This is a genomic window from Catenuloplanes atrovinosus, assembly GCF_031458235.1.
Lineage (GTDB): Bacteria > Actinomycetota > Actinomycetes > Mycobacteriales > Micromonosporaceae > Catenuloplanes > Catenuloplanes atrovinosus.
In genome coordinates this window covers 6,949,289-6,974,341 of sequence record NZ_JAVDYB010000001.1, presented here as the reverse complement: position 1 = coordinate 6,974,341, position 25,053 = coordinate 6,949,289, and the positions used below count along the sequence as shown (strand labels likewise).

Below are 25,053 nucleotides of genomic sequence, written 5' to 3'. Positions count from 1 at the left end.
ACCCTCGCCATCGGCGCGGCGCCGGGCGGGGGTCTCGTCGGGTGCGGCGCGTCGACCGGTGCCGGGCGGTTCCGGAGTGATCTTCCAGGCGTCGCTCGCCGCCGGCCCGTCGGCGGCCCGCCGTGCGGTCGCCGGGGCGTCGGGCGCTCGTCCCCGGGCGGCCGGGTTCTCGGCGGCCCGCCGGCCGGTGGCCGGTGATTCGGGTTCCGGAGCAGCGCGGCGGCCTCTCGGCCCGGGCTCCTCCGCAGGCGCGCGGCGTCCGAGCGGGGGCGAGGACCAGGCCGCGCCCTCCGGTGCAGCTCTGCGACCTGCCGGCGCGCCATCCGCTGCGGCCCGGCGGCCCGCGCCGGGCGGCACCTCGTCCGCTGCGGCTCGTCGGGCGCCGCCGGGTCCCTCGGCGTCAGCCGGGGTGCGTCGCACGGCGCCGAGTGCCGGGTCGTCCGCTGCGGCCCGGCGGCCCGCAGCGGGTGGCACCTCGTCCGCCGCCGCTCGTCGGGTGCCGCCGGGTCCCTCGGGGTCAACCGGGGTGCGTCGCACGGCGCCGAGTGCCGGGTCGTCCGCCGCAGCTCGTCGAGCGCCACCTGGTGTCGTGGCGTGCGGCACGGCGGGCCGGGCTCCACCTGGCTGTGTGCCATCCGTACCGGCCCGCGGGGCACCGCTGGGTGGCTCGTCGGCGGCTCGTCGGCCCGGCGTCGCCGGATCTTCGACGCGGGCGCGGCGGCCACTGACGGCGGGTTCCGCCGGAGCGGCGCGGCGACCCGTGGCGACGGGTTCCTCCGGGGCTGCGCGGCGTCCGCTGAGGCTGTCGCCCGCGGTCGCCCGCTGGATGAGCGCTGCCGCGTCGTCCACGGCGGCCTGTGCGCCGGGGACCGGCGGCGCCACGGCGTCGGGTGCGGCTCGGCGGCCCGGTGCCGTGGGCGTGCCCGCGCGGTCGAGTGCCGGCGTCGGCGCGGCCCGGCGGCCCGGCGCCGCGGGCGTGCCTGTCCGGTCTGGAACCGGCATCGCCACGGCGTCCGGCGTGGCGCGGTGGCCCGGCGCGGCCGGTGCGGCGCCCGCGGACGGTGCGGCGCCGCGGCCCGGCGCGGACGGTGCGGTGCGGCGGCCCGCCGGGGTTTCCGGGGCGCGGCGGCGGCCGCCGGAGGCGGTGGGGTCGTCGAGTGCGGGAGCCCGGTCGGCGGGGCGGGAGCGGCGGGGTGGGGCGGCGCGGTCGGCGTCCCAGAGCTTGACGTCGGGGCCGGGGGTGTCGAGGGCGGGCCAGCCGCCGCTGGGTGGGGTCGCGGCACGGCGTGAGCGGGGTTCGTGTTCCGCGGGCGGGCGACCGTCGTCCGCTCCGCCATGCTGCCCGTACGCCATGTCGCACAGGGTAATGGACATCCCGGTCGGTTCGCCTCTATCCACATAGCGCGCGAGTCGACAGATTGGACATTTTGTGCGATCCGGGCGGGGTGGCCCCGGTTTCGCGACGCGCCGGCGGGAGGGAAGAATGCGGGGCGTGACCGCCGAGCACTACTTCAGCGCCGAGCCGGCCGCTCCCGCGGGGCGGCACGAGGTGTCGTTCACCGTTCAGGGGCGGGACTATGTGCTCGTCGCGGCGCGTGGCGTGTTCTCGGCGGACCGGCTGGACCCCGGAACGGCCGTTCTGCTCAAAAAGGCAAACCTCCCCGAACCAGGTGCAAAGGGACCCTTCCTCGATCTCGGATGCGGGTTCGGCCCGATCACGGCCGTGCTGGCGACCGAGGCGCCGTCCGCGATCGTCCACGCGGTGGACGTCAACGCGCGCGCCCGCGAGCTGACCGCGGAGAACGCGGAGCGGCTCGGCGCCGGGCGCCGGGTCACGGTGAGCGCCCCGGACGACGTACCCGCCGAGGTGGTCTTCGATCAGATCTGGAGCAACCCGCCGATCCGGATCGGCAAGGCGGAGCTGCACGACCTGCTCGACCGCTGGCTGCCCCGGCTCGCGCCGAACGGTGTCGCGTGGCTGGTCATCGCGCGGCACCTGGGCGGCGACTCGCTGCACCAGTGGCTGGTCGACCGCGGCTGGGTGGTCGAGCGGCACGCCAGTCAGAAGGGGTACCGGGTGCTCCGCGTCGGCCGGCCCGCCTGACCGGAATAATTTGCTGGTCCCCGCCGTACCCGATCGGTGATTATCCGGCCGTGGGATATGTGGACGTGGCCGGAGTCGGGCATACGCTGGCGGACGGGCGGGTGCTCTTCGCGGACGTCTCGTTCCGCGTGGGTGAGGGCGCCAAGATCGCGCTGGTCGGGCCGAACGGCGCCGGCAAGACGACGCTGCTGCGCATGATCGCCGGGGACCTGGCCGTGCGCGAGGGCGCGATCGCGCGGGTCGGCGGGCTCGGCGTGATGCGGCAGTTCATCGGCATGATCGCGGACGAGACCACGCTCGGGAGCCTGGCGCTCTCGCTGTCCCCGCCCGCACTGCGCGAGGCCGGCGCGCGCCTGACCGCCGCGGAGTCCGCGATGCGGGCCGCCGAGGAGCGCGGCGCGAGCGCCGCCACGATCGAGAAGACCCAGATGGGGTACGCCGCCGCGCTGGCCGCCTGGGGCGAGGCCGGCGGGTACGACGCGGAGGTCACGTTCGACACCGCCAGCGTCGCCGCGCTCAAGCTCCCGTGGGACCGGGTCCGGGACCGGCCGGTGGCCACGCTCTCCGGTGGCCAGCAGAAACGCTTCGCGCTGGAGCTGCTGCTGCGCGGCACGGACGAGGTGCTGCTGCTGGACGAGCCGGACAACTTCCTGGACGTACCCGGGAAGCGCTGGCTGGAGGCGCGGCTGCGCGAGTCCGGAAAGTCCGTGCTGTACGTGTCGCACGACCGCGAGCTGCTGGCCCAGACCGCGGACCGGGTGGTGGCGGTCGAGGGCGGCGGCGCGTGGACGCATCCGGGCGGGTTCGCCAGCTGGCACGCCGCCCGCGGCGCCCGGCACGAGCGGATGGAGGAGGCGCGGCGGCGCTGGGACGAGGAGCACGCCAAGCTGCGCGAGCTGGTGTTCACGCTGAAGAACAAGGCTGCGTACAACGACGGCCTGGCGTCCCGCTATCAGGCGGCGCAGACCCGGCTGCGGAAGTTCGAGGAGGCCGGCGCGCCGCCGCTGCCGCCGAAGGACCAGGAGATCAGCATGCGCCTGGGCGGCGGGCGCACCGGCAAGCGCGCGATCATCTGCGAGCAGCTGGAGCTGGACGGGCTGACGTACCCGTTCGACCTGGAGGTCTGGTACGGCGACCGGGTCGCCGTGCTCGGCGCGAACGGCACCGGCAAGTCGCACTTCCTGCGCCTGCTGGCGCGCGGCGGCACCGACCCGGAGCCGGAGAGCAAGCCGATCTCCGGCGTGGTGCTGGAGCCGGTCGCGCACGAGGGCGTGGCGCGGCTCGGCGCGCGGGTGCGGCCCGGCCACTTCTCGCAGACGCACGACCGCCCCGAGCTGCGCGACCGGACGCTGGTCGAGATCCTGTGGCGCGGCGACGAGCACCGCTCCGGCCTGGACCGGCACGGCGCGATGCGGGTGCTCAACCGGTACGAGCTGGCCGGGCAGGGCGATCAGCTCTTCGGCACGCTCTCCGGCGGCCAGCAGGCGCGCTTCCTGGTGCTGCTGCTCGAGCTCTCCGGCGCCACGCTGCTGCTGCTCGACGAGCCGACCGACAACCTCGACCTGGCCTCGGCCGAGGCGCTGGAGGAGGGCTTGAAGGCCTTCGACGGTACGGTCCTCGCGGTCACCCACGACCGCTGGTTCACCCGCTCGTTCGACCGGTTCATCCTCTTCCAGGGCGACGGCGAGGTGGTCGAGACCGTGGAGCCCGTCTGGGACGTTCGCTGACCCCCGCGTGCGGGTGGGCGGTGGGATACTGGCGCTCGTGAGGGAGGTGACCGGCATGGTGACGTTGGAGTCGGGTCGGGGTGGTTTCTCCCTGCCGCGCCCTCCGTTCACCGTGGACACGCTTTTTACGCTGCCCGATGACGGGTTGCGTTATGAGGTTTTGGAAGGTGTTCTCACCGTGACTCCGCCGGCCACCCCGGAGCACAACCGAGCCGCCGACCGGCTCGGCCGATTGATCGACCCGTTGCTCACGCACGATGCCGAGGTCATCACCGCGTCGGCGGTGCGGATGCCGGATGGTGACGGCCTGGTGCCGGACCTGATGGTGACCACCGCTGACCTGGAGGAGTTTCCGCGCGGGGTTCCGGCGGAACTGGTCCACTCGGTCATCGAGGTGGTCTCCCCGTCCAATTCGTCCGACGACCGGGTGAAGAAGTCGAGGCTCTATGCCAAGGCGCGGATTCCATGCTATTGGCGGCTGGAATTGCGTGCGTGGAAAGAGCATTTCGGGCCCGTTCCCGCGGTGGTGGTGAGCCTTCTCGGGGATGACGGTGAGTGGGAGTCGAATATCTACGAGGCGGGTCGGTCGCACAAGCTTCCGCTCGTGATCGACATCAATCGCACGATGATCCATGTCGAGATGGATCCGGCGGTCCTGATGGGCCCTCGACGCTGATCGCGGTGCGGTCCCTCGTCCCGCGCGCGTGATGGTGGCCGCCCGTGGCCGGCTGAGCAAGGCCTTGAGCGCTGCGTCACGGGACTTTACGTCTGTGTAATCGTCGGCGTATGGTCGGCCACGGAACACAACAACCCCACGGGAGTCCGGTGCACCGGGCTGAGAGGGGGGCTGCAGCCCCCGACCGTCGAACCTGATCCGGGTCATGCCGGCGCAGGGAGGAGTGGACGATGTGGACTCGACCCTAGGACGACTGCATCTCATCACCGACACCCGGCCCGGGCGGAATCCGCTCGGCTGCGTGCGCGCCGCGCTGGCGGCCCACGCCGCGGCCGGCGACGACGTCCGGGCGGTGACCGGCCCGCTCGTCGTGCAGGTGCGCGTCGAGGACGACGCCACCGATCTGGACACGTACCAGCTCGCGCTCCGCGTCCGCGACCTGTGCGCGGCGGCGGGCGCGACCTGCCTGGTCAACGACCGGCTGCACGTGGCGCTCGCGGTGGGCGCGGCGGGCGGGCACGTCGGCGCGCTGGACCTGCCGGTCGCGGCGGCCCGCCGGGTGCTCGGGCCGGGCGCGATCCTCGGCGCCACCGCGCGGGCCGCGGACACCGGGCGTGCCGCGGTCGCGGACGGCGCGTCCTACCTGGGCGTGGGCCCCTGCTACGCGACCACCACGAAGAGCGGGCTGCCCGCGCCGCTCGGGCCGGGCGGGCTCGCCCCGGTCGCGGGCGCGGTGCCGGTTCCGGTGATCGCGATCGCCGGGGTCACGCGGGTACGGGTGCCCGAGCTGATCGCCGCGGGCGCGCACGGCGTGGCGGTGGTCGGCGCGGTCAGCGACGCGGCCGACCCGGGCCGCGCCACCCTCGGCCTGCTCCGGGAACTGGCCGACGCGGTGGCGGGGGCGCGGATCGACGGCCCGGCGGGCCCGCCGGAACGCGGCCGGGCCGCGGACGTCGAGGGCCGCACGGACGGTGAGCGGTCCCGGCGGCGAGCGGCGAGGGACGGGGCGCGATGAGCGCCGGACGCCGGGCCGGGCGGGTCGACCTCGGCATCGTCGGCGGCGGGCCGATCGGGCTGTCGATCGCCTGGCGGTGCGCCCAGCGCGGCCTCGACGTCGCCGTCTACGACGACGCCATCCCGCCGGACGACGACCCCGCCGGTCGCAGGTCCGCCGGCGCCGGACGGGACGCGAGCGGCGCCGGCGTGCGGCCCGCGCTCGGGGAGGCGGGCGGGGCCTGGGAGGTGGCGGCCGGGATGCTGGCGCCGATCGGCGAGGCCTACTTCGGGGAGGCGGAGCTGACCGCGCTGCTGGTGGACTCGGCCGCGCGCTGGCCCGGGTTCGCGGCGGAGCTGGAGGCGGCCGCGGGCGCCGAGGTCGGCTACCGGGCCGAGGGGACGCTCGCGGTGGCGCTGACCGCGGACGACCTGGCGACCGCGACGCGGCTCGTCACGTACCAGCGGGAACTCGGTCTTGCCGTGGAACCGCTGACGCCGTCGGCGATGCGGGCGCGGGAGCCGGTGCTGAGTCCGAGGGTGCGGGGCGGCGCGCTGATCCCGGACGACCATCAGGTGGATCCGCGCCGGATGACGGCGGCGCTGCGGGTCGCGGCCTCGCGGGCGGGCGTGCGGTTCGTGCGGCGGCGGGTCGCGGACGTGTGCGAGGTCTACGCGGACCGGGTGGTGGTCGCGGCCGGGTGCGGTGCGGCGGCGCTGACCGGGCTGCCGGTGCGGCCGGTGCGCGGCGAGGTGCTGCGGCTGCGGGCGCCGGGCGAGCCCGGCTTCACACACGTGATCAGGGGTTACGCGGACGGCCACGAGGTCTATCTGGTGCCCCGGCGCACCGGCGAGGTGGTGGTCGGCGCGACCGCGCACGAGCGGGCGGACGGCGCGGTGACCGCGGGTGCGGTGCTGCACCTGCTGCGCGCGGCGGCCGAGCTGGTCCCGGAGATCGAGGAGTACGCGCTGGTGGAGGCGCAGTCCGGCGCGCGGCCGGGCTCGCCGGACAACCGGCCGATCCTGGGGCGGTGGACGGCGGCGAGCCGCGAGGTGGTGGTCGCGACCGGCCACTACCGGCACGGCATCCTGCTCACGCCGGTGACCGCGGACCTGATCACGGCGCTGCTGCTGGACGGTACGGCCCCGCCGGCGGCGTTCGCGGCGGAGAGATTCTCGGAACGGAGGGCGCCGGCGTGCGCGTGACGGTGAACGGTGACGAGCGCGACCTGGCCGAGCGGCTGACGGTCGCGGACGCGGTGGCGGAGCTGAGCGGCCGGAGCAGCGGCGTGGCGGTCGCGGTCAACGGTGAGGTGGTGCCGCGCGGGCGGTGGGCGGAGACGCCGCTGTCCGACGGCGACCGCATCGAGGTGCTCAGTGCGGCGCAGGGCGGGTGAGGACGATGGACGGATTCGTGGTGGGCGGCGAGCGCTTCGGCTCACGGCTGATCCTGGGGACCGGCGGCGCGGCGAACCTCGACGTGCTGGAACGGGCGATCAAGGCGTCGGGCACGGAGCTGGTGACGGTCGCCCTCCGCCGGATAAATGCGCAGAAAGCCTCCGATGGGCTGCTGGACGTGGTGGCGCGGACCGGCGTGCGGCTGCTGCCGAACACGGCCGGCTGCCGTACCGCGGTGGAGGCGGTCAAGCTGGCGCACCTGGCGCGCGAGGCGTTCGGCACCGCCTGGATCAAACTTGAGGTGATCGGTGACGAGCGCACGCTGCTGCCGGACGGCGTGGAGCTGGTACCGGCCGCGGAACGGCTGGTCGCGGACGGTTTCACGGTGCTGCCGTACACGAACGACGACCCGATCCTGGCCCGTCGGCTCGCGGACGCGGGCTGCGCGGCCGTGATGCCGGCCGGCTCACCGATCGGCTCCGGCCTGGGCATCGGCAACCCGCACCACATCCGGCTGCTGCGCCAGGCCGTCTCCGTGCCGGTGATCCTGGACGCGGGCGTCGGCACCGCGTCGGACGCCGCGCTGGCGATGGAGCTCGGCTGCGACGCGGTGCTGCTGGCGAGCGCCGTGACCAGGGCCGAGGACCCGGAGCGGATGGCCACGGCGATGCGCCTCGCGGTCGAGGCGGGCTACCTGGCGGCACACGCCGGACGGATTCCGCGCCGCTTCCACGCGCTCGCCTCCACGCCGGACGAGGGGCGGCCGGACCTGTGAGCGTTCTTCCACCTGGTCCCCACCCCAGGACATCCAGCCGGCCGAGTCGTGCCGGGCATCGACCCCTTCGCCAGGGTGATGAATGCTCGATGAACGGGTTGATCGTGGTGACGGACCGGGCGCAGGCGCGGCACGGGCTGGTCCGCACGATCGCGCGGGCGGTGGAGGGCGGCGCGCGCCGCGTGCTGCTGCGCGAGAAGGACCTGCCGGCGGATGCCCGGCGGGCGCTGGCGGACGAACTGCGGGCGATCCTGGCCCCGGCCGGCGGGCGGCTGATCGTGGCCGGTCCGGACCCGCTGGGCGGCGACGCCGTGCACCTCGCCGCCGCCGGTCCCTATCCGCCACCGGTGCTGCCGCTGGTCGGGCGCTCGTGCCACGACGAGGCGGAGCTGGCGCGGCTGACCACCGAGGACTACGTCACCGTCTCGCCGATCTTCCGGACCAGATCCAAGCCGGGGTACGACGCGGAGCTCGGCCTGACCGGGCTGGCCCGGCTCCTCGGCCGTACCGCCGCGCGGGTCGTCGCCCTCGGCGGGATCGAGACCGCGGCCGCGGCCCGGGCCTGCGTCGACACGGGCGCGGCCGGCGTGGCCGTGATGGGCGCCGTGATGCGCGCGCCCGACCCCGCCGCGCTGGTCGCGACGCTGATCGGCGCGGTCGCGGAGCCGGCCCGATGAGCGCCGGACCGGGTACGCCGCCGGTGACGCTGACCATCGCGGGCTCCGACTCGGGCGGCGGCGCCGGCATCCAGGCGGACCTGAAGGCGTTCGCGGCGATGCGCGCCTACGGCACCTCGGCGATCACCGCGATCACGGCGCAGAACACCCGCGGCGTCGTGGACGTGCACCCGCTGCCCGCCACGGTGGTCGGCGCGCAGATCGACGCGGTGCTGGACGACATGGCGGTCGCGGCCGTCAAGGTCGGGATGCTGGGCGGCGCGGACGTGGCGGCCGAGGTGGCCGCGCGCGCCCGCGACGGGCAACTGCCGAACCTGGTGCTCGACCCGGTGCTGTACGCCACCTCCGGTCACCGGCTCGGCGCGCTGGCGGTGATCGAGCGGGTGCTGCCGTACGCGCTGCTGGCCACGCCGAACCGGGACGAGGCGTCCGCGCTGACCGGCACCTCCGTGACCACGACTGCGGAGATGGCCGCGGCCGCGCGGGCGATCGCGGCCGGCGGCGCGCGGTACGTGGTGGTGACCGGCGGCGAGGAGGACGGCGACGCGGTCGACGTGCTGTGGGCCGGCGACGACGTCCGTCACCTGCGCTCGCCGTGGGTGCCGACCGACAACGACCACGGCACCGGCTGCACGTTCTCCGCCGCGGTCGCGGCCCGGCTCGCGCACGGCGACGACCTGTTCACCGCGCTGGAGACCGCGAAGCGGTACGTGACCGCGGCGCTGACCGGCGCGCGTTCCTGGAAGGTGGGCGGCGGTCGCGGCCCACTGGATCACTTCGGCTAGTTCCCCCTCGAACGGAGGCAGCTCATGACGGCTGTACGACGTAAGTCCTATGTGGATGGTTCCCGGCCGGACATCCGGGTGCCGTTCGCCGCGGTCGACCTGACCGACGGCAGCGAGCCGGTGCGGCTCTACGACACGTCCGGGCCGGGCAGCGACCCGGACGTCGGGCTGCCGCCGCTGCGCGGCCCGTGGATCGCCGAGCGCGGCGACGTGGCCCCGGTGCGCGGCCCCGGCACGCCGCTCGCCGGGCACCGGCCGACCCAGCTCGCGTACGCGCGGGCCGGCGTGGTCACACCGGAGATGGAGTTCGTGGCGATCCGCGAGGGCGTGCCGCCGGAACTGGTCCGCGACGAGATCGCGGCCGGGCGCGCGGTGCTGCCCGCGAACGTCAACCACCCGGAGACCGAGCCGATGATCATCGGGAAGGCGTTCCTGGTGAAGGTCAACGCCAACATCGGTACGTCCGCGGTCAGCTCCTCCATCGCGGAGGAGGTCGAGAAGATGAGCTGGGCCACCCGCTGGGGCGCGGACACCGTGATGGACCTGTCCACCGGCAAGCGCATCCACGAGACGCGCGAGGCGATCGTGCGGAACTCGCCGGTCCCGATCGGCACCGTCCCGCTCTACCAGGCGCTGGAGAAGGTCGGCGGCGACCCGGTCAAGCTCTCCTGGGAGGTCTTCCGGGACACCGTGGTCGAGCAGGCCGAGCAGGGCGTGGACTACATGACCGTGCACGCCGGGGTGCGGCTGGCCTACGTGCCGCTCGCGGCCGACCGGGTCACCGGCATCGTCTCCCGCGGCGGCTCGATCATGGCGGCCTGGTGCCTCGCGCACCACGAGGAGAACTTCCTCTACACGCACTTCGCGGAGCTGTGCGAGATCCTGGCCCGGTACGACGTGACGTTCTCGCTCGGCGACGGGCTGCGCCCGGGGTCCATCGCGGACGCGAACGACGAGGCGCAGTTCGCGGAGCTGCGCACGCTCGGCGAACTGACCCGGATCGCCTGGGAGCACGACGTCCAGGTCATGATCGAAGGGCCGGGGCACGTGCCGATGCACAAGATCAAGGAGAACGTGGACCTGCAGCAGGAGCTGTGCCACGAGGCGCCGTTCTACACGCTCGGGCCGCTGACCACGGACATCGCGCCCGCGTACGACCACATCACGTCCGCGATCGGCGCCGCCATGATCGGGATGTTCGGCACCGCGATGCTCTGCTACGTCACCCCCAAGGAGCACCTCGGGCTGCCGGACCGGGACGACGTGAAGGCGGGCGTGATCGCGTACAAGATCGCGGCGCACGCGGCGGACCTGGCCAAGGGGCATCCGGGCGCGCAGGCGTGGGACGACGCGCTGTCCAAGGCGCGGTTCGAGTTCCGCTGGGAGGACCAGTTCAACCTGTCGCTCGACCCGGAGACGGCCCGGTCGTACCACGACGCGACGCTCCCGGCCGCGCCCGCGAAAACCGCGCACTTCTGCTCGATGTGCGGCCCCAAGTTCTGCAGCATGAAGATCAGCCAGGAACTGCGCGGGTACGCGGAGCGGGGCATGCACGCGAAGAGCGAGGAGTTCCTCGCGTCGGGCGGACGGGTCTACCTACCGCTGACGACGACGTGACGATCAAGGGGGTCCCGGGCTCCGGGACCCCCTTCGACCGCTATTCGGACGAGCGGTCGCCGAGGCCGCTGACCCAGTCCACGTACTCCTCGTCCCGCAGCGGGACCGCCTCGGCCGCGGGCGGCTGCGCCGGCTGGTTGCGCCGCCGGAACAGGCCCCGGCGGCGCTTCTCCGGCTTCGCGGCCTGCGGCTCCGGATCCGGCTCGGCGGGCGCCTCCGGAGCCGGGGCGGGCGGGGGCGGCTGCGGCGTGGCGCCGGCCGGGTAGGGCGGGTCCGCGTTCCAGGGCTCGGACGGGCGCGCGGACCAGGTGCTCGCCGGCTCCTCCGGCGCGGACCACCCGTCGTCGCGTGCCGGGCGGTCGGGACGGGCGCCGGCGGCCGGTGCGGTCGGCGTCCAGTCGTCGGTGACGGACCAGGCGTCGTCCGCGGCCCAGGAGTCACCGGCCGCCCAGGGGCTGCGCGCGGGACGTGACTCCTGGCGAGGCTCCTGGCGAGGTTCCTGGCGTACTTCCCGCGGGGGCAGCACGACACCCTCGTGCACCGGCTCGGTACCGGTGTTTCCGCTGCTGGGCGCGCCGATCGGGTCGTCCCGGCGCGCCGCTCCGGCCGCCCGGGAGACGTCGGCTCCGGGCGCGGGGAAGCCGTCCGCGGTGCTCGCCGGGAAGTGCGACGGGGCCGGCCCCGCCGCAGGTCCGGCCGTCGTGGGATCGGCGGGCCACGGCGCGGGGAAGTGCGGCTGCATGCTGCCGTCGTCGGCACCGGCCAGGAAGCGCGGCGTCTGCCCGGCGCCGGCCTCCCACGGAGCAGGGCCGTCGCCCTCGAACGCTTCCACCGGGCGCGCCGGCGCCGGCTGCCGGGCGAGGCCGGGACCGGTCTCCCACGGGGCCTCGCCACCGAAGGCGCCCGGCGGAACGGGCTGCTGACCGGTGGTCTCCCACCGTGACGGGTCGCCGGCAGCCGGCTGCTCGGCGGTGCCGGCCCCGGGCGAACCGGAGGTCCACGGCGCGGCCTGCGCGCGGTCCTCGCTGTCCCCGGCGGGGTGCGACTGCGCGGTGCCGCCGCCGGTCGCGGCGGTCCACGGTGCGGCGGGACCGGGGGCGTGTGGCTGCGCGGTGTCGCCGCCGGTCGCGGCGGTCCAGGGTGCGGCGGGATCGGCGGCGTGTGGCTGTGCGGTGTCGCCGCCGGTCGCGGCGGTCCAGGGTGCGGCGGGATCGGCGGCGTGTGGCTGTGCGGTGTCGCCGCCGGTCGCGGCGGTCCAGGGCGCGGCGGGATCGGCGGGGTGCGACTGTGCGGTGTCGCCGCCGGTCGCGGCGGTCCACGGTGCGGCGGGACCGGGGGCGTGTGGCTGCGCGGTGTCGCCGCCGGTCCACGGCGCGGCGGAGCCGGCCGGGTCGGTCGCGGCCGGGCTCGGCGGGGATGCCGGGAACCGCGGCGGGACAGGGGTGCCCTGGTCGGCGGTGCCGGCGGTGGTGTTCGAGGGCCGGGCGTCCGGCCTCGGTGCGGCGTCGCCCGCCGCCGGACCGGAAGCGAACCGCTCCGGGAACGAGCCGGCGACCGAGCTGTTCTCCGGCCGGCTCACCGCGAACCGGGGCAGGGACGACGGCTCCCGCGGCGGCGTGGCGGCGGGGAGTGCCGCGGACGCCGGGCCACCGGCGGTGTCAGCCGGCCACGGCGTGCCGGAGTCGGCGCGCGCGCCGTCCCCGGGCCGGGGCGGGACCGTCTCGGCGCCGGATGGGCCGCTCGTCTGCCGGCCGTCGGCCGGGCGAGGCGTGGGCTGCTCGGCCGGGGGCTCGGTGAGCCGCTGCCGGACCGGCTCGAAGAGGGACGGTGCCGGCGTGGCCGGCTTCGTCGACTCGAACAGCGAGGGCATCTCGGCCGGCGGCTCCACCGGCTCGAAGATCCGGGGAAAGACCCGTGCCGGGTACGCCGGCGTCGCCGCCGCACCCTCGGTCGCCTCCGGGCGGCCGGCCTCCTCGCGGCCCTGCTCGGGACGTGGGGACCGGCTCTCCTCGCGACCGTGTTCTTCCGGACGGGCGGCCCAGCCGTCACCGGGACCGGAGGTACCGGGCCCGCTCGGCTGATCAGCGCGCCGCTCGGGCTCGCCGGTGCCGGACCAGACGTCCCCCTGCGCCGCCACGGCCTGCGGGGGACCGGGCTGCTGGTGCGGCGCGAAGAAGTCGCCGGGCTCGCCGGTCCGGACCTCGGCCAGGCGCTCACCGAGCCCCCGGTCCGCCGGTGCGTCCGGAGCCGACCGCACGGGCGATGCGACCGTGGGCGAGTCATCGGCGGGCGGGTCAGGCGGAATGACGCGGAACTCCGGCTCGATCATCGGCACCGCACGCGCCGGCTCCGGCACGAACACGGCACCGGCGTCCCCCGTCGGCGTCGTATCGGCCGGGTAGGAGGGGGCTGCCGCGGCCGCGGGCGGTGCCGGAGGCGCGGCGTCGGCCGGACCACCCCGTGCCTGCCCCGCCGGCATCCAGTCGCCCGCCGCCGGCGCATCCGAGGACGGGACCGGTCGGCCCGGCACGGGGACGCCGGGAACCGGGCTGCCGGAGACCGGCGTGCCGGAAGTCGGAGCGTCGGGGGCCGGAGCGCCGGAGATCTGCGTGTCGGGGATCTGGACGCCGAAGACCTGGGCGCCGGGCACGGTGGAAACCGGGGCGCCGGAGGTCGGCGCGCTGGGGATCGGCGTGCCGGGGGCGGCAGGGCTGGAGATCGGCCCGCCGGAGGTTGGCGTGCTGGGGATCGGCGTGCCGGGGGCGGCAGGGCTGGAGATCGGGGTGCCGGAGGTCGGCGTGCTGGAGGCCGGCGTGCTGGAGGCCGGCATGCCGGGGGCAGCAGGGCTGGAGATCGGCCCGCCGGAGATCGGAGCGCTGGAATCAGGGGCGCCGGAGATTGGAGCGCTGGAGACGGGGGTGGCGGAGACCGGCGCGCCGGAGATCGGCGCGCCCGAGGTCGGCGCGTTGGCGGCGGGGGTCTCGGGGGCCGGTGCGGGGCGGTTCGCGGCCGGGGGGAGTGGCGGCGGCGGGCCGGGGGCGGGCGGGGGCAGGATGGCCGGGGCGCCGGGTAGGTCGGTGGTGTGCTCGGATCCGGCGCGGATGCCGGCCGCGAACTCGGCGCGCAGCCCGGACGGGCCGAGCCGGGTGTCCAGGCCGCCACCCTCGGAATCCTGGTCCGCGGGGGCCCCGAAGTCCATCGTGATCGTCCGTCCGGCCTCGGCCGGGCCGTCGTCGCGGTCCGCGTCGTCCCGTTCCGGGCGGGATTCGCGCGGCTCGGCCGGCGTCCGGTCCCAGGCGGACGGGGAAGCCTGGGCCTCGTCGTCGCCGGGGCGTGCGGAGCCGGCGGCCAGGGCGCGGTCGGCCTCGGCGCGGCGGGCGCGTTCGGCGAGCTCGAACGGGGTGGGTTCGCGTTCGGCCTGGTCGAGTTCCCACGGCTGGTTGGCGCCGAAGGCGGCGGACCAGTTCGCCTGGCGGAACGCGCCGGTCGGCTCGCGGAGCGCGCCCAGCGCGGGCGGCGGCTCCTCGATGTCGGCGAGACCGCTGCGGCCGCTCGGGCGATGCGAGGCGGCCTCCGCCCAGGCGGAGGCGTCGTCCAGGCCGTCGGGCTCCTGGCCCGGGTCCGCGTCGTCCCAGGGGGACGGGTGCCGCTGGGGATCGCCGCTGTTCGTCTCGGGGGTGAACATGTCGCTCCCGCCCTCTTCCTGCGTTTCGCGTTCCTTGGGAGACAACACGTCATCCAGTGTCGGAGAGATCAAGGTAATCGGCTCGGAATCCCGGGAGTTGTGAGATTCCCTGCTGAGTGGATCATCATCCTTCGTTTCCGCGTGGTCTGGGTCCCCCGAGGTGGCCGGTTTTCCTGTGCTGACCGGTTTGTCCGTACCGATCGAGCCGATGGAGCTTATCGGAGTGCCGGGATCAAGCGGATCCGCCGAGGTCCCAGCCGTGTCGCGCGTCCCCGGAACCGGGCCGAGGATCTCGTCCGGCGTCACCGCCGGAGCCTCCCTACCGGCGGTGTCCGGCTTACCGGCGGTGTCCGGGCCGTCCGAGTCGGCGTCGCCGGGGGAGGGGCTGCCCGGTGGGGCCGCCGGTGCGGCGGTGAGCTCCCCACGTACCGGCGGAGGGGTGTGATTTGGATTTTGGGTGGCGGTGTGGTGGGCGATCACGGCGAGCAGCGAGCCCAGCATGCCCGCGGCCAGCGCGACCAGCGAGCCCCAGAACGGCGCCGCCTGGTACGCGTCGGTCGCGCCGCCCGGCCCGGCGGCGAGGTAGGCGATCGCCAGCGGCGCCGGCGCGAGCAGGCCGGACGTGGCCACGATCGCGGTGTGCCGGTCGCGCCGGCGGGCGATCGCGCCGATCGTGGCGCCGGCCACCAGCGCGAGCGACGGCATCACCACGACCGCGAGGCGCTGCACGACGCCGGTGCTGAACGCGGCCGGGTCGAGGACGCCGAGGCGGACCGCTGGCAGGTCGGTGCCGGTGCCGAACGAGGCCACGGCCGAGCCGGCGCCGAGTAGCCAGGCCGCGGCCACGAGCGAGCCGACCGCCCAGGCGTACGCACGCTGCCAGAGCACCAGCGCGGCGAGCGGCAGGCCGGCGGCGGCGCCGATCAGCGCGGCGACCGCGACCGCGCCGGCCGGGTCGGTGCCGTCGGTGAGCTGGGCCGTGCGCGCGGCCGGCATGGTGATCAGCGCGACCCCGGCCGCGCCGAGCGACGAGCAGAGCGCCAGCCCGGCGAGCGCGGGCGGGCCGCCGTCGTGCCCGAGGCGGCGGGCGGCGCGGTCCGCGACCAGCGCACCGGTGACGGCGGCGACGATCGCGAACCAGGCGATCCAGGTGAGCTGTGCGTACCACTGGTTCTCGATGCCGTCCGAGAACGCGCGGCCGAAGCGGAGGACGCCGAACCCGAACGCGATGCCGAGCTGCCCGGCGCCGACCAGGAGGCTCACTCCGAGTGACGTCAGCAGCACCCTGCCCCAGGTCCGAATGGCCATGTGGGGCACGTTACGGGGGGAAGAAACGTTACGGAAGGTGTGGAATGACCTCGGCGGCGAGCAGGTCGAGCAGGTCCAGGTCGGACTGGTCGCGCAGTCGCACGTAGAGCTTCGTGGCCCCGGCCTCGGCGTACCTGGCCAGCTCCTCGACCACCTGCGCGGGCGTGCCGGCGACGACCGGCTCGGGCGGGAGGATCGACGGCTCCTCCAGCAGTGCGAGCCGCTTGCCGATCTCCGCGTCGGCCCGTCCACACGCGACGGCGATGCTCGCGGAGAAGACCAGTGGCGCCTTGGTCCGGCCGTACTTCTCGCTCGCCTCACGGACCAGTTCGTACTGCTCGGCGCACTTCTTGACCGGCGACGGCGGCACGTTGTACTCGTCCGCGTAACGCGCGGCCAGTCGCGGCGTGCTCTTCGGGCCGCGTCCGCCGACGATGATCGGGGGGCCGGGCGTCTGCACCGGCTTCGGCAGCGCGAGCGCGTCGACGAGCGTGAAATGCTTGCCGTTAAAGGAATAGCGTTCGCCGCGCGGGGTGGCCCACAGGCCGCTGATGATCTGGAGCTGTTCGTCGAGGCGCTCGAATCGTTCACGCGGCGTGAAGAAAGGAATACCGAGCGCAGTGTGTTCGGCGCCGAGCCAGCCGGCACCGAGACCGAAGTCGATGCGTCCGTTGCTCATCTCGTCGACCTGCGCCACCGTAATCGCCGTAATCGCGGGGTGACGGAAAGTGGCCGAACTGAGCAGCGTGCCGAGCCTGATCGTGCTGGTCTCCCGGGCGATCGCGCCGAGCGTCACCCACGCGTCGGTCGGGCCGGGAAAGCCGTCCGACCTGTGCACCGGCATGAAGTGATCCGCGCGGAAGAAGCCGTCGAAACCGGCCGCCTCGGCGTGCTGCGCGGCCCGCAGCATCTCGTCGAATGTGGCGCCGCGGTGCGGCTCGGTGAACACGCAGACTCGCATGGGCGCAGAGGTTAGCCCCCATCTCAGCGGTGTCGCACCTATGAAGTGGTTAAGCCAACACTGTCCATTTCGTTGCCGTCTCGCAATGCGAGGGCGGGGTGACCGGTAACGGATGGTCTCGTACTCTGTTGCCCGCTACGCCGGGGGTTGTCGGCAGGGGGATCAGCAATGATGCCGCGACTGCCCGGTCCGCTCACACCTGACCTAGATGGCCTAGCCAGGGTGGCTGGAGGAAGGGCAAGAAACCCATGAGAGCGTTCCGCGGGCTCGCGGCGGCTGTTGCTGCCATGGCAGTGGTGGCAGTGGCCGGATGCACCGGTTCGGATGACTCCGGAGGCGACAACGCCTCCGGAGAGCTGACGAAGGTGACGTATCTAACAGCGTTCAACACGTTCGGCCGCGAGGCCTACGCGTACGTCGCGAAGGAGAAGGGCTTCTTCGCGGAGCAGGGCCTGGACGTCGACATCCAGGTCGGCACCGGCTCCGGTGAGAACATGGCCGCGCTGGCCTCCGGCGCCGCCCAGTTCGCGCCGGTGGACTCGACCGGTTACATGCTGACCAAGGCGAAGGGCGACATCGCCGGCATCACCGCGATCGCCGCGGTCCAGCAGCGGTCGATGGTCGGCATCATGACCCTCAACGACACCGGCATCACCACGCCGAAGGACCTCGAGGGCAAGAAGCTCGGCGACCAGGCCGGCGCCACCACCACGATCCTCTTCCCGCTGTACGCGAAGCTCGCGGGCTTCGACCACACGAAGGTGGAGATCATTCCGACCGGCGCGGGCGACCTCGGCCCGGCGCTCGGCCAGAAGAAGGTCGACGCGATCGGCCAGTTCGTGGTGGGCCAGCCGCTGATCGAGAAGGCGGCCGGCGGCGGTACCCGCAAGGCGGTCTCGCTCGCGTTCTCCGACGTGATCACCGACCTCTACGGTCACTTCCTGCTCACCTCGGACAAGATCGCGACCGAGCAGCCGGAGATGGCGCAGAAGTTCGCGACCGCGCTGCTCAAGGGCATGGACTACGCGATCAACAACCCGCAGGAGTCCGCCGAGATCCTCGCCAAGGCGGTCCCCGAGACCGACGTCGAGGTCGCGGCCGCCGAGATGGTCATCATGAAGACCTACACCGTCGGTGACGCCCCGAAGCTGGGCATCGTCGACCAGGAGCGGGTGGCGAAGGTCATCGCGATCCTGGAGGGTGCCGAGGCGATCCCCGCCGGCAAGACCCCGGCGGAGTTCGTGAAGATCGATATCGCGCCCAAGGCCTGACCGGGACCATGTCACAACCGCGATCGGCCGTGTCCCGCGAGGGGCACGGCCGATCGTCTGTCCACTTAGGGCGCGCGGCTCAGGCGGCGACCGCCTCGTCCTTGTGCATCAGCAGCTCGTGCAGGCGGGCCTGGTGGCGCGCCAGCGTCTCCAGGTGCTCGCTGTGGCCGAGCGAACGCGGACGGGGCACGTCGACCTCGACGATCTCCTTGATCCGGCCGGGCCGCGGGCTGAGCACGACCACCCGGTCGGCCAGCAGCACCGCCTCGTCGATCGAGTGGGTGACGAAGACCGTGGTGGTCCGCTCCTCCATGTGGATGCGCTGCAGCTCGACGCTCATCTCCTCGCGGGTGAGCGCGTCGAGCGCGGAGAACGGCTCGTCCATCAGCATGACCTTGGGCGACTGGATCAGCGACCGGCACAGCGAGACGCGCTGCTGCATGCCGCCGGACAGCTCGTGCGGCATGCGGTCCTCGAAACCGGCCAGGCCGACCGTGGCCAGCAGTTGGCGCGCGCGCTCGACGTGCTGGCGCTTCTTCCAGCCGAAGATCTCCACCGGGAAGAGCACGTTGCCGAGCACGGTCCGCCAGGGCAACAGCGCCGGGCGCTGGAACTGCATGGCGGTCTCGCGCCGGGCCTTGGTGACCGCGGTGCCGCCGACCACGATGTTGCCCTCGGTCACCGGGATCAGCCCGGCGATCAGGCGCAGCAGAGTGGACTTGCCGCAACCGGAGCGGCCCACGACGGCGACGAACTCGCCCTCGCGGATGTGCAGGTCGATGCCCCGCAGCGCCTCCACGGTGCCGCGGCGTCCGTGGAACGTCCGGGAGACGTTGTTGAGCTGGATCATCTGCCCTCTCCTGTGCGATCGGCGAGCACTCTGAGCGCACAGGCTAGTCCCTGCTCACCGTGTCAGTACATAGCGTCAAATCTCATGATTTACCGCGTATCGCGAATATCCCACCCCTCAGGTCTACAAGGGAGTTCTCATGACCACGCAGGCCGCGGGGCGTGTCAAACGCCCGCAGATCGGCGGCGTGCTTCTGCCGCTGGCCGCTCTCGCGTTGCTCGTCGTCGCCTGGTACGGCGCGGTACGCATCTGGGACGTGCCGAAAGCGGTGGTTCCGTCGCCGGAACTGGCCATCGAGCAGATCGCCAAGCGTGCCGACTACCTGATCGACCAGTCGCTGTTCACGCTGTTCGAGGTATGGCTGGGCTTCGGCATCGCCATCGTGGTCGGGGTGGCGCTGGCGCTGTCGCTGTCCGCCTCGCGCATGCTGGACCAGGCGTTCTCGCCCATCCTGGTCGGCTTCAACGCGGTCCCGAAGATCGCCATCGGACCGATGCTGGTGATGTGGTTCGGCTTCGGCTACGAGCCGAAGGTGCTGGTGGTGGTGCTGCTCTCGTTCTTCCCCGTGGTGCTGTCCACGATGGCCGGCCTCAAGTCGGTGCCGGCCGACCTGATCGAGCTGACCCAGTCGATGGACGCGTCCCGGGTCAAGACGTTCCTCAAGGTCCGCGTGCCGTGGGCGCTGCCGCAGTTCTTCACCGGCCTCAAGCTGGGCATCTCGCTGGCCTTCGTCGGCGCGGTGGTGGGCGAGTTCATCGGCGGCGGCCGGGACGGCATCGGCTACGTGATCTCGGCGGCGCGGACCCAGCTCAACACGCCGCTGGCGTTCGCCGCGATCTTCATGCTGGCGCTGATGAGCGTGCTGTCGTACTACCTGATCGTCTGGCTGGAGCGGGTGCTGCTGCCGTGGGCGCGGGAGACCTCCCGCTAGACCCGACGCGAAAGGGGGCCCGCCGGTCGGCGGGCCCCCTTTTCCGTGCGTACGGTCAGGCCTTCAGCTGCCAGCGGCCGGTCTCCGCGACCAGCGTCACCAGCGTCTGCGGCATCAGCCCGGAGTGGTTCGTCGGCGTCAGGCGGATCGGCCCGGTCAGGCCGTCCAACTGGGCCGTCTCGATCGCGCCGCGCAGCGCGTCGCCGTTCGTGCCGCCGGCCCGGTTGACCGAGTTCACGATGACCTGCACCGCGTCCGCGGCGAACGAGGACGGGCCGTAGTACGTGCCGTAGCGCGAGGTGTACTCGCTGAACCAGGCCGCGCGGGACGCCTTCGCCGGCGTGTTCGCGATCACGTTGTCGATGGTCAGCGTCTGCGAGAAGACCATCGTCGCGCCCTCGGTGGCGTCCTTGGCCTCGCCGGAGAGGAACAGGTCTCCGGCCGCGGCCGCGTCGAAGTAGATCGGACCGTCGAAGCCGGCCTTGCGCGCGCTGACCGCGACCTCCTGGGCGCGGTCCGGCAGTGCGGCCACCACCAGCGCGTCCGGCTGCAGCGCCACCACCTGGGCGATGGAGGTGTCCACCTCGGACTCGTCCGGCGCGATCGGCCGGTCGCCGACCTTGCGGACGTTGGCGTTGGCGGCCTCGTTGGTGATCGCCTCCCGCATGTTCTTGCCGTACGCGTCGGTGGTCGTCACCAGTCCGAAGCGACCAATTCCGGACGACGCGATTTCGGACACCAGTGCGGATGCGTTGTCGAGCGGATTCGACGCCAGCTTGAACACGAATTGACGCTCCGCGACCGGAGTCACCACATCAGACGACGGCGACAGAGAGATCGTCGGAAGCTTGCGGTCCGTGATCGTCTGAAGTGAGTCGATCAGGCACTCCGCGCAAGCGCCTGTGATGAGCGCCGCAACATTCGAGTTGTTGGCGAACCCGGTGATGTTCTGAGCCGACAGTTTGCTGTCCGACCGGTTGTCTTTGATGTCCAGCTCGATCCGGGGACCACCGGGCACCGCGTTGAGCTGATCTCTCTTCAGCTCGAGCGCCTGCTTGTAGGCGTTGCCGACCGAGGCTGCGGAACCGGTCAGCTCCAGATCAGCGGCGATCAGAATCGTTGCTGCGGCGGTGTCCTCAGTGGTCGCTGAATCGCATCCGGCGGCCGATGCCAGCAGAGCGGCCGAGGTGACCACCGCGAGCATGGCGCGGGTTGGCCTCAAGGGTCAGTCCTCCTCTTCGCGGCGCAGCGACGGCTGCGCGGCGCTCACGTCCGTCCCGCGAACGAGACGGCAAACGCGAGAACTGTGCCAACCGTTCGGTCTACTGGTCAAGCCGGAGTGGATGCTCGTTCGTGGACACTTTGTCCCACGATGCGGGCGGCGGGGGAGTGCATTTGGCATAACTTTGCGGTGATTAATGGCACGCGGCGCGTCATTCGTGCAGTTCAACGCGGTGAGGCCGACTCCGCACCGGCTGACTGTTACCGGTTGATCGGTCCCGGCCGACCGATTCCTGCCTCCCTGAGGCTTCCCATTCGGGGCCGCTTCTGGTGAAATCGCGGATCGTGCCGCGTGTGACAACCCCACCCCCCATGCCGTCATGAAGGCGGGTTGCGCGTGGACGAGAACGACGGAGGTCTCGTGAGCACGCACCCCAAAGCGAATTTGGGCAACTTCGCGCGCCCCGCGCGTCGATCCGGTCTGCCGCGCCTTCGCGACGCCCGGATCCGTACGAAGCTCGCCATGATCCTCGTGGTCCCGGTGGCAGCCATCCTCGTGCTCGCCAGCGTGCGGCTCTGGGAGAGCACCAACCGGGCCGCGGACGCGGGGCTGGTCCGGTCGCTGACCGCGCTCAGCCTCGACGTGTCGGCGCTGTCCCACGACCTGCACGGTGAGCGGATGGCAGCCGCTCGCTTGCTCGCCGCGGGGAACAACGCCAACGCGTCGAACGCGTTCACGGCGGCGACGGCCTCGACCGACCAGCGCATCGCCGCCTATCGGAACGCCCGGGGGAACCTCTCCGGTCTGCCGGACAGCGTCGAGACCCGGCTGAACACCATCGACGACGACCTGGAGCGACTGGACACCACCCGGCAGGACGTGCTGGCGGGGGCGAAGACGACCCCGCAGGCGGCGGTCCTGCGCTACGGCGTGGTGATGGACGACCTGATGGCGTACCTGGAGGTGATCAGCCAGAGCGCCGGCGAGGGTGAGCTGGCCGACTCGCTGCGGACCGCCTTCGCATTCTCGAGCGCGAAGAACGCCACCGCGGAAGAGCAGGCCGTCGCGTACGTCTCGCTCCTGGGCAACCGGAACCTCGGGCAGGAGCAGCTCGCGTCGTTCCTCGCCACGCTCGCCGAGCAGCAGGAGGCGCAGGTCGCCGTCGCGGCGTCCAACAACGCCGCGCTGCGTGACGTGGTCAACCGGACGATCACCGGCGACGCGGTCACGTTCGCCGAGCGCGTGGCGAACTCGATCATCACCTCGGTCGGCGCGACCGGCCAGCCGGAGGTCAGCGCGGACGCGGCGTCCGCCGCCATCGGCGCCGTCGCGAACCTGATGCGGCACGCCGAGGTCGACATCGAGGAGCAGCTGGTCCGCGACGCGGAGGCCGAGCGGAACGCGGTGGTCCAGCGAGTGATCGTGGAGATCGCGCTGGTCCTCATCGCGCTCGCGATCGCCATCGCGCTCGCCTTCATGCTCGCCCGCTCGCTCAACGCGTCGCTGCGGCGCCTGCGTGAGGGCGCCATGACGGTGGCCAACCACGACCTGCCGGACGCGGTGGCCCGGCTGCGCGACGTGCGCAGCCTCGGTGAGGGCGGCGCGGACGAGATCGTCAATGAGTTGCGCGACCCGATCCGCCTCAACACGCGTGACGAGGTCGGTGAGGTCGCCCAGGCCTTCAACGTGGTGCACCGCGAGGCGGTCCGGATCGCGGCCGAGCAGGCCGCACTCCGTACCTCCGTCTCCGCGATGTTCCTCAACCTGGCCCGCCGCTCGCAGGCGCTGGTCGACCGCATGATCGGTGAGCTCGACAAGATCGAGCGGGGTGAGGAGGACCCCAAGCGCCTCGCCCAGCTCTTCCAGCTCGACCACCTCGCCACCCGAATGCGCCGCAACGACGAGAACCTGCTGGTCCTCGCCGGTGCGGACTCCGCGCCGCCGCGGCGTGAGGACGCGCTCCTCATCGACGTGCTGCGCGCCTCGCAGTCCGAGGTCGAGCTCTACAACCGCATCGAGTTCGGCACGGTCGACACCGACATCTCCGTGTCGGCACACGCGGTCAACGACGTGGTGCGGCTCGTCGCCGAGCTGCTCGACAACGCCACCCGCTTCTCCCCGCCGAACACGGTGGTGGTCGCGGACGCCCGGCGCGTCCGGGACTACGTGCTCATCCAGGTGGAGGACCGCGGCCTCGGCATGACCGAGGAGCAGATGGAGTCGCTGAACCAGCGGCTGGAGAGCCCGCCCACCGTGGACGTCGGCGCGTTCCGCCTGATGGGTCTGGCCGTCGTCGGCCGGCTCGCCTCCCGCTACGGCGTCCGCGTCGAGCTTAGGCCCAATGTGGAGGGTGGTACTGTCGCGCAAGTGACATTGCCGCACGGGGTCGTGGTTCTGCCGCGCACCCGTGGGCGCGAGCCCGCTCTGCCGCGGCCGCGCAGCCCGCTCGCCGTCGAGCAGGGCCCGTCGGCACCGATCAGCTCCCCGCCCTCGTGGGGCGAGTCGCTGACCCCGTCCCGCACGGCCACGCTGACCCCGCCGCGCGAGCCCGCCGAGCAGTGGCAACAGCCCGCTCCTCAGCAGCCGCGCGAATTCCAGGTCAACGCGGGTACGCCGACGCAGGCGCTGCCCGTCGCCGGGCAGAACCCGCTGCGCCCGCAGCACGGCGCCACGCAGCAACTGCCGACCATCGGCGGCTCCGCGTTCCCGAGCACGCGGCAGACCCCGCCCGCGGCGATCGCACCGGCGCCGCCGGTCGCGCCGCCGCCGGTGACCCCGCCGGCACCGGTGCAGACGCCGGTCGTGCCCCCGATCGCCTCGGCGCCGGAGGCGCAGACCATCTCCGCCACGGTGCACCCGATGTCCGCCTCCCCGGGCGCGGTCAGCACGGCCCCGTTCGAGCGCGGCGGAGCCCCGGCCGAGCAGGCCGAGGCGCCGATCTTCCGGCAGATGGAAGCGGTCTGGTTCCGCACGCACGGGCAGGCGGACACCGCGGTCTGGTCCATGCCGACGGCCGGCTACGCGCCGCCGCCGGTGGGTGGCACCAGCCCGGCCGGGCCGACGGCCTCGTCCGCGATGACGGCCGAGACCACGGCGCTGCCGGTGCGCACGCCCGAGCCGGCCGCGCCGCGCCGGTCCGAGAGCCGCACGACGTCGTACGGCACGGAGACCGGCACGTCGAGCGGAGGGACCCAGGTCCCGGTGAACGCTGGACCGTCCTCGTCGTACGGCTCACCCGCCGCGGCTCCGGCGGCTCCCGCGGCCCCGGCCGCCCCAGCGGCACCGGCCGCCCCCGCGGCGGCTCCGGCCCCCTCGGCCACGCCGGACGAGGCCACCTGGCGGACGGCGGCCGACGAGGGCTGGAAGCGCGCCCAGGAGGCCGCCAAGCCGGCGGTCAGCGGCACCACCCGTTCCGGCTTGCCGAAGCGGGTTCCGCAGGCTCAGCTCGTCCCCGGCGGGGTCGAGACGAAGCCCGCGGAACGGACCCGTCGAACCCCCGACGAGGTTCGTGGCCTGCTGTCCGCGTACCACCGTGGTGTGCACCGGGGCCGCAGCGCCGGTGCCGAACTCGGCGAGGCCGAGTCCAACCCCAAGGAGACCAACGGATGACCCGCCAAGCTGCGATGCAGGACATGGGTTGGCTTTTGACCAACTTCGCCGACAGCGTCGCCGGCATCGCCCACGTGGTGGCCGTGTCGGCTGACGGCCTGCTGCTCGCGTCGTCGCGGGACCTCCCGCACGACCGGGCGGACCAGCTGGCGGCCATCACCTCCGGCGTGGTCAGCCTGACCGAGGGCGCCGCCCGCATGTTTCACGGCGGCGGCGTCCAGCAGACGATCATCGAAATGGACAGTGGATACCTCTTCCTGATGTCCATCTCGGACGGCAGCTCGATGGCCGTCCTGGCCGCGCGCAGCTGTGACGTCGGTCAGGTGGGCTACGAGATGGCACTTCTCGTGGAGCGGGTCGGTGCGGCTCTTCGCCCGCTGCCGCGTGAAGCCGTGAGTCACACCGCATGACCCCCCGGCTAGGCCGGAGAGCAGTTAATATCATCGATGGTTCTGACAACGGGG

General features: G+C 73.4%; 17 protein-coding genes, 1 pseudogene and 1 riboswitch. Of the genes and pseudogenes, 14 read left to right on the top strand and 4 right to left on the bottom strand.

Translation table 11 applies throughout. The features are described from left to right. Positions 1-1,492 precede the first annotated feature (1,492 nt). The 10 genes and pseudogenes from J2S41_RS31000 to thiC all read left to right on the top strand — a co-directional run bounded on the left by J2S41_RS31000 (position 1,493) and on the right by thiC (position 10,752). Positions 1,493-2,104, top strand: a complete 612-nt coding sequence (locus J2S41_RS31000) for a class I SAM-dependent methyltransferase (protein WP_310373002.1) — start codon at positions 1,493-1,495, stop codon at positions 2,102-2,104. 50 nt (positions 2,105-2,154) lie between these two features. After that, on the top strand, positions 2,155-3,831 hold the full coding sequence (locus J2S41_RS30995) for an ABC-F family ATP-binding cassette domain-containing protein (protein WP_310373001.1): 1,677 nt from the start codon (positions 2,155-2,157) through the stop codon (positions 3,829-3,831). Positions 3,832-3,868: 37 nt separating this feature from the next. After that, a complete protein-coding gene (locus tag J2S41_RS30990; protein WP_310372999.1) occupies positions 3,869-4,507 on the top strand; it encodes a Uma2 family endonuclease in 639 nt (212 codons plus the stop codon). A 128-nt stretch (positions 4,508-4,635) separates the two neighbouring features. Next, a riboswitch (TPP riboswitch) is annotated at positions 4,636-4,744 on the top strand. Next, positions 4,713-5,390: pseudogene (locus J2S41_RS30985) on the top strand (thiamine phosphate synthase); the annotation flags it as partial. (Overlaps the previous riboswitch by 32 nt.) 128 nt (positions 5,391-5,518) lie before the next feature. After that, positions 5,519-6,706, top strand: a complete 1,188-nt coding sequence (thiO, locus tag J2S41_RS30980) for a glycine oxidase ThiO (RefSeq protein ID WP_310372997.1) — start codon at positions 5,519-5,521, stop codon at positions 6,704-6,706. Continuing rightward, the gene (gene thiS, locus J2S41_RS30975) at positions 6,697-6,897 is read left to right on the top strand and encodes a sulfur carrier protein ThiS (protein WP_310372995.1); all 201 of its coding nucleotides are present in this window, start codon (positions 6,697-6,699) and stop codon (positions 6,895-6,897) included. The genes thiO and thiS overlap by 10 nt, the downstream gene beginning before the upstream one ends. 5 nt (positions 6,898-6,902) lie before the next feature. Further along, positions 6,903-7,673: a thiazole synthase gene (locus tag J2S41_RS30970; RefSeq protein ID WP_310372994.1), complete on the top strand. Its 771-nt coding sequence runs from the start codon at positions 6,903-6,905 to the stop codon at positions 7,671-7,673. 89 nt (positions 7,674-7,762) lie between these two features. Further along, complete coding sequence (locus J2S41_RS30965; RefSeq protein WP_310372992.1) at positions 7,763-8,350, top strand: thiamine phosphate synthase; 588 nt, start codon at positions 7,763-7,765, stop codon at positions 8,348-8,350. Continuing rightward, the gene (thiD, locus tag J2S41_RS30960) at positions 8,347-9,135 is read left to right on the top strand and encodes a bifunctional hydroxymethylpyrimidine kinase/phosphomethylpyrimidine kinase (RefSeq protein ID WP_310372990.1); all 789 of its coding nucleotides are present in this window, start codon (positions 8,347-8,349) and stop codon (positions 9,133-9,135) included. The genes J2S41_RS30965 and thiD overlap by 4 nt, the downstream gene beginning before the upstream one ends. A gap of 24 nt (positions 9,136-9,159) precedes the next feature. After that, the gene (gene thiC / locus J2S41_RS30955) at positions 9,160-10,752 is read left to right on the top strand and encodes a phosphomethylpyrimidine synthase ThiC (protein WP_310372989.1); all 1,593 of its coding nucleotides are present in this window, start codon (positions 9,160-9,162) and stop codon (positions 10,750-10,752) included. 40 nt (positions 10,753-10,792) lie between these two features. Here the strand turns inward: thiC and J2S41_RS30950 are convergent, their stop codons facing one another. Next, positions 10,793-15,745, bottom strand: coding sequence for a hypothetical protein (locus J2S41_RS30950; RefSeq protein WP_310372988.1), 4,953 nt, complete (start codon positions 15,743-15,745; stop codon positions 10,793-10,795). Between the two features lie 28 nt (positions 15,746-15,773). Beyond that, positions 15,774-16,706 carry an LLM class F420-dependent oxidoreductase gene (locus J2S41_RS30945; protein WP_310372986.1) on the bottom strand — a complete coding sequence of 311 codons (933 nt, stop codon included), beginning with the start codon at positions 16,704-16,706 and terminating at the stop codon, positions 15,774-15,776. A gap of 365 nt (positions 16,707-17,071) precedes the next feature. Between J2S41_RS30945 and J2S41_RS30940 the strand changes: the two genes are divergently transcribed. Further along, a complete protein-coding gene (locus tag J2S41_RS30940) occupies positions 17,072-17,977 on the top strand; it encodes an ABC transporter substrate-binding protein (protein WP_310372984.1) in 906 nt (301 codons plus the stop codon). A gap of 79 nt (positions 17,978-18,056) precedes the next feature. On the opposite strand, the gene J2S41_RS30935 is transcribed toward J2S41_RS30940, so the two are convergent. Further along, positions 18,057-18,827 (bottom strand): ABC transporter ATP-binding protein, encoded by a 771-nt coding sequence (locus J2S41_RS30935; RefSeq protein ID WP_310372983.1) that lies wholly within the window; start codon positions 18,825-18,827, stop codon positions 18,057-18,059. 139 nt (positions 18,828-18,966) lie between these two features. Here J2S41_RS30935 and J2S41_RS30930 point away from each other — a divergent pair, with 139 nt between their 5' ends. Continuing rightward, the gene (locus tag J2S41_RS30930) at positions 18,967-19,758 is read left to right on the top strand and encodes an ABC transporter permease (RefSeq protein WP_310372982.1); all 792 of its coding nucleotides are present in this window, start codon (positions 18,967-18,969) and stop codon (positions 19,756-19,758) included. A gap of 55 nt (positions 19,759-19,813) precedes the next feature. Here the strand turns inward: J2S41_RS30930 and J2S41_RS30925 are convergent, their stop codons facing one another. Further along, on the bottom strand, positions 19,814-20,980 hold the full coding sequence (locus J2S41_RS30925) for an ABC transporter substrate-binding protein (RefSeq protein WP_310372980.1): 1,167 nt from the start codon (positions 20,978-20,980) through the stop codon (positions 19,814-19,816). Between the two features lie 420 nt (positions 20,981-21,400). Here J2S41_RS30925 and J2S41_RS30920 point away from each other — a divergent pair, with 420 nt between their 5' ends. Then, on the top strand, positions 21,401-24,589 hold the full coding sequence (locus J2S41_RS30920; RefSeq protein ID WP_374728183.1) for a sensor histidine kinase: 3,189 nt from the start codon (positions 21,401-21,403) through the stop codon (positions 24,587-24,589). Then, on the top strand, positions 24,586-24,999 hold the full coding sequence (locus tag J2S41_RS30915) for a roadblock/LC7 domain-containing protein (protein ID WP_310372978.1): 414 nt from the start codon (positions 24,586-24,588) through the stop codon (positions 24,997-24,999). Before J2S41_RS30920 ends, J2S41_RS30915 begins: the two co-directional genes overlap by 4 nt. Positions 25,000-25,053 lie beyond the last annotated feature (54 nt).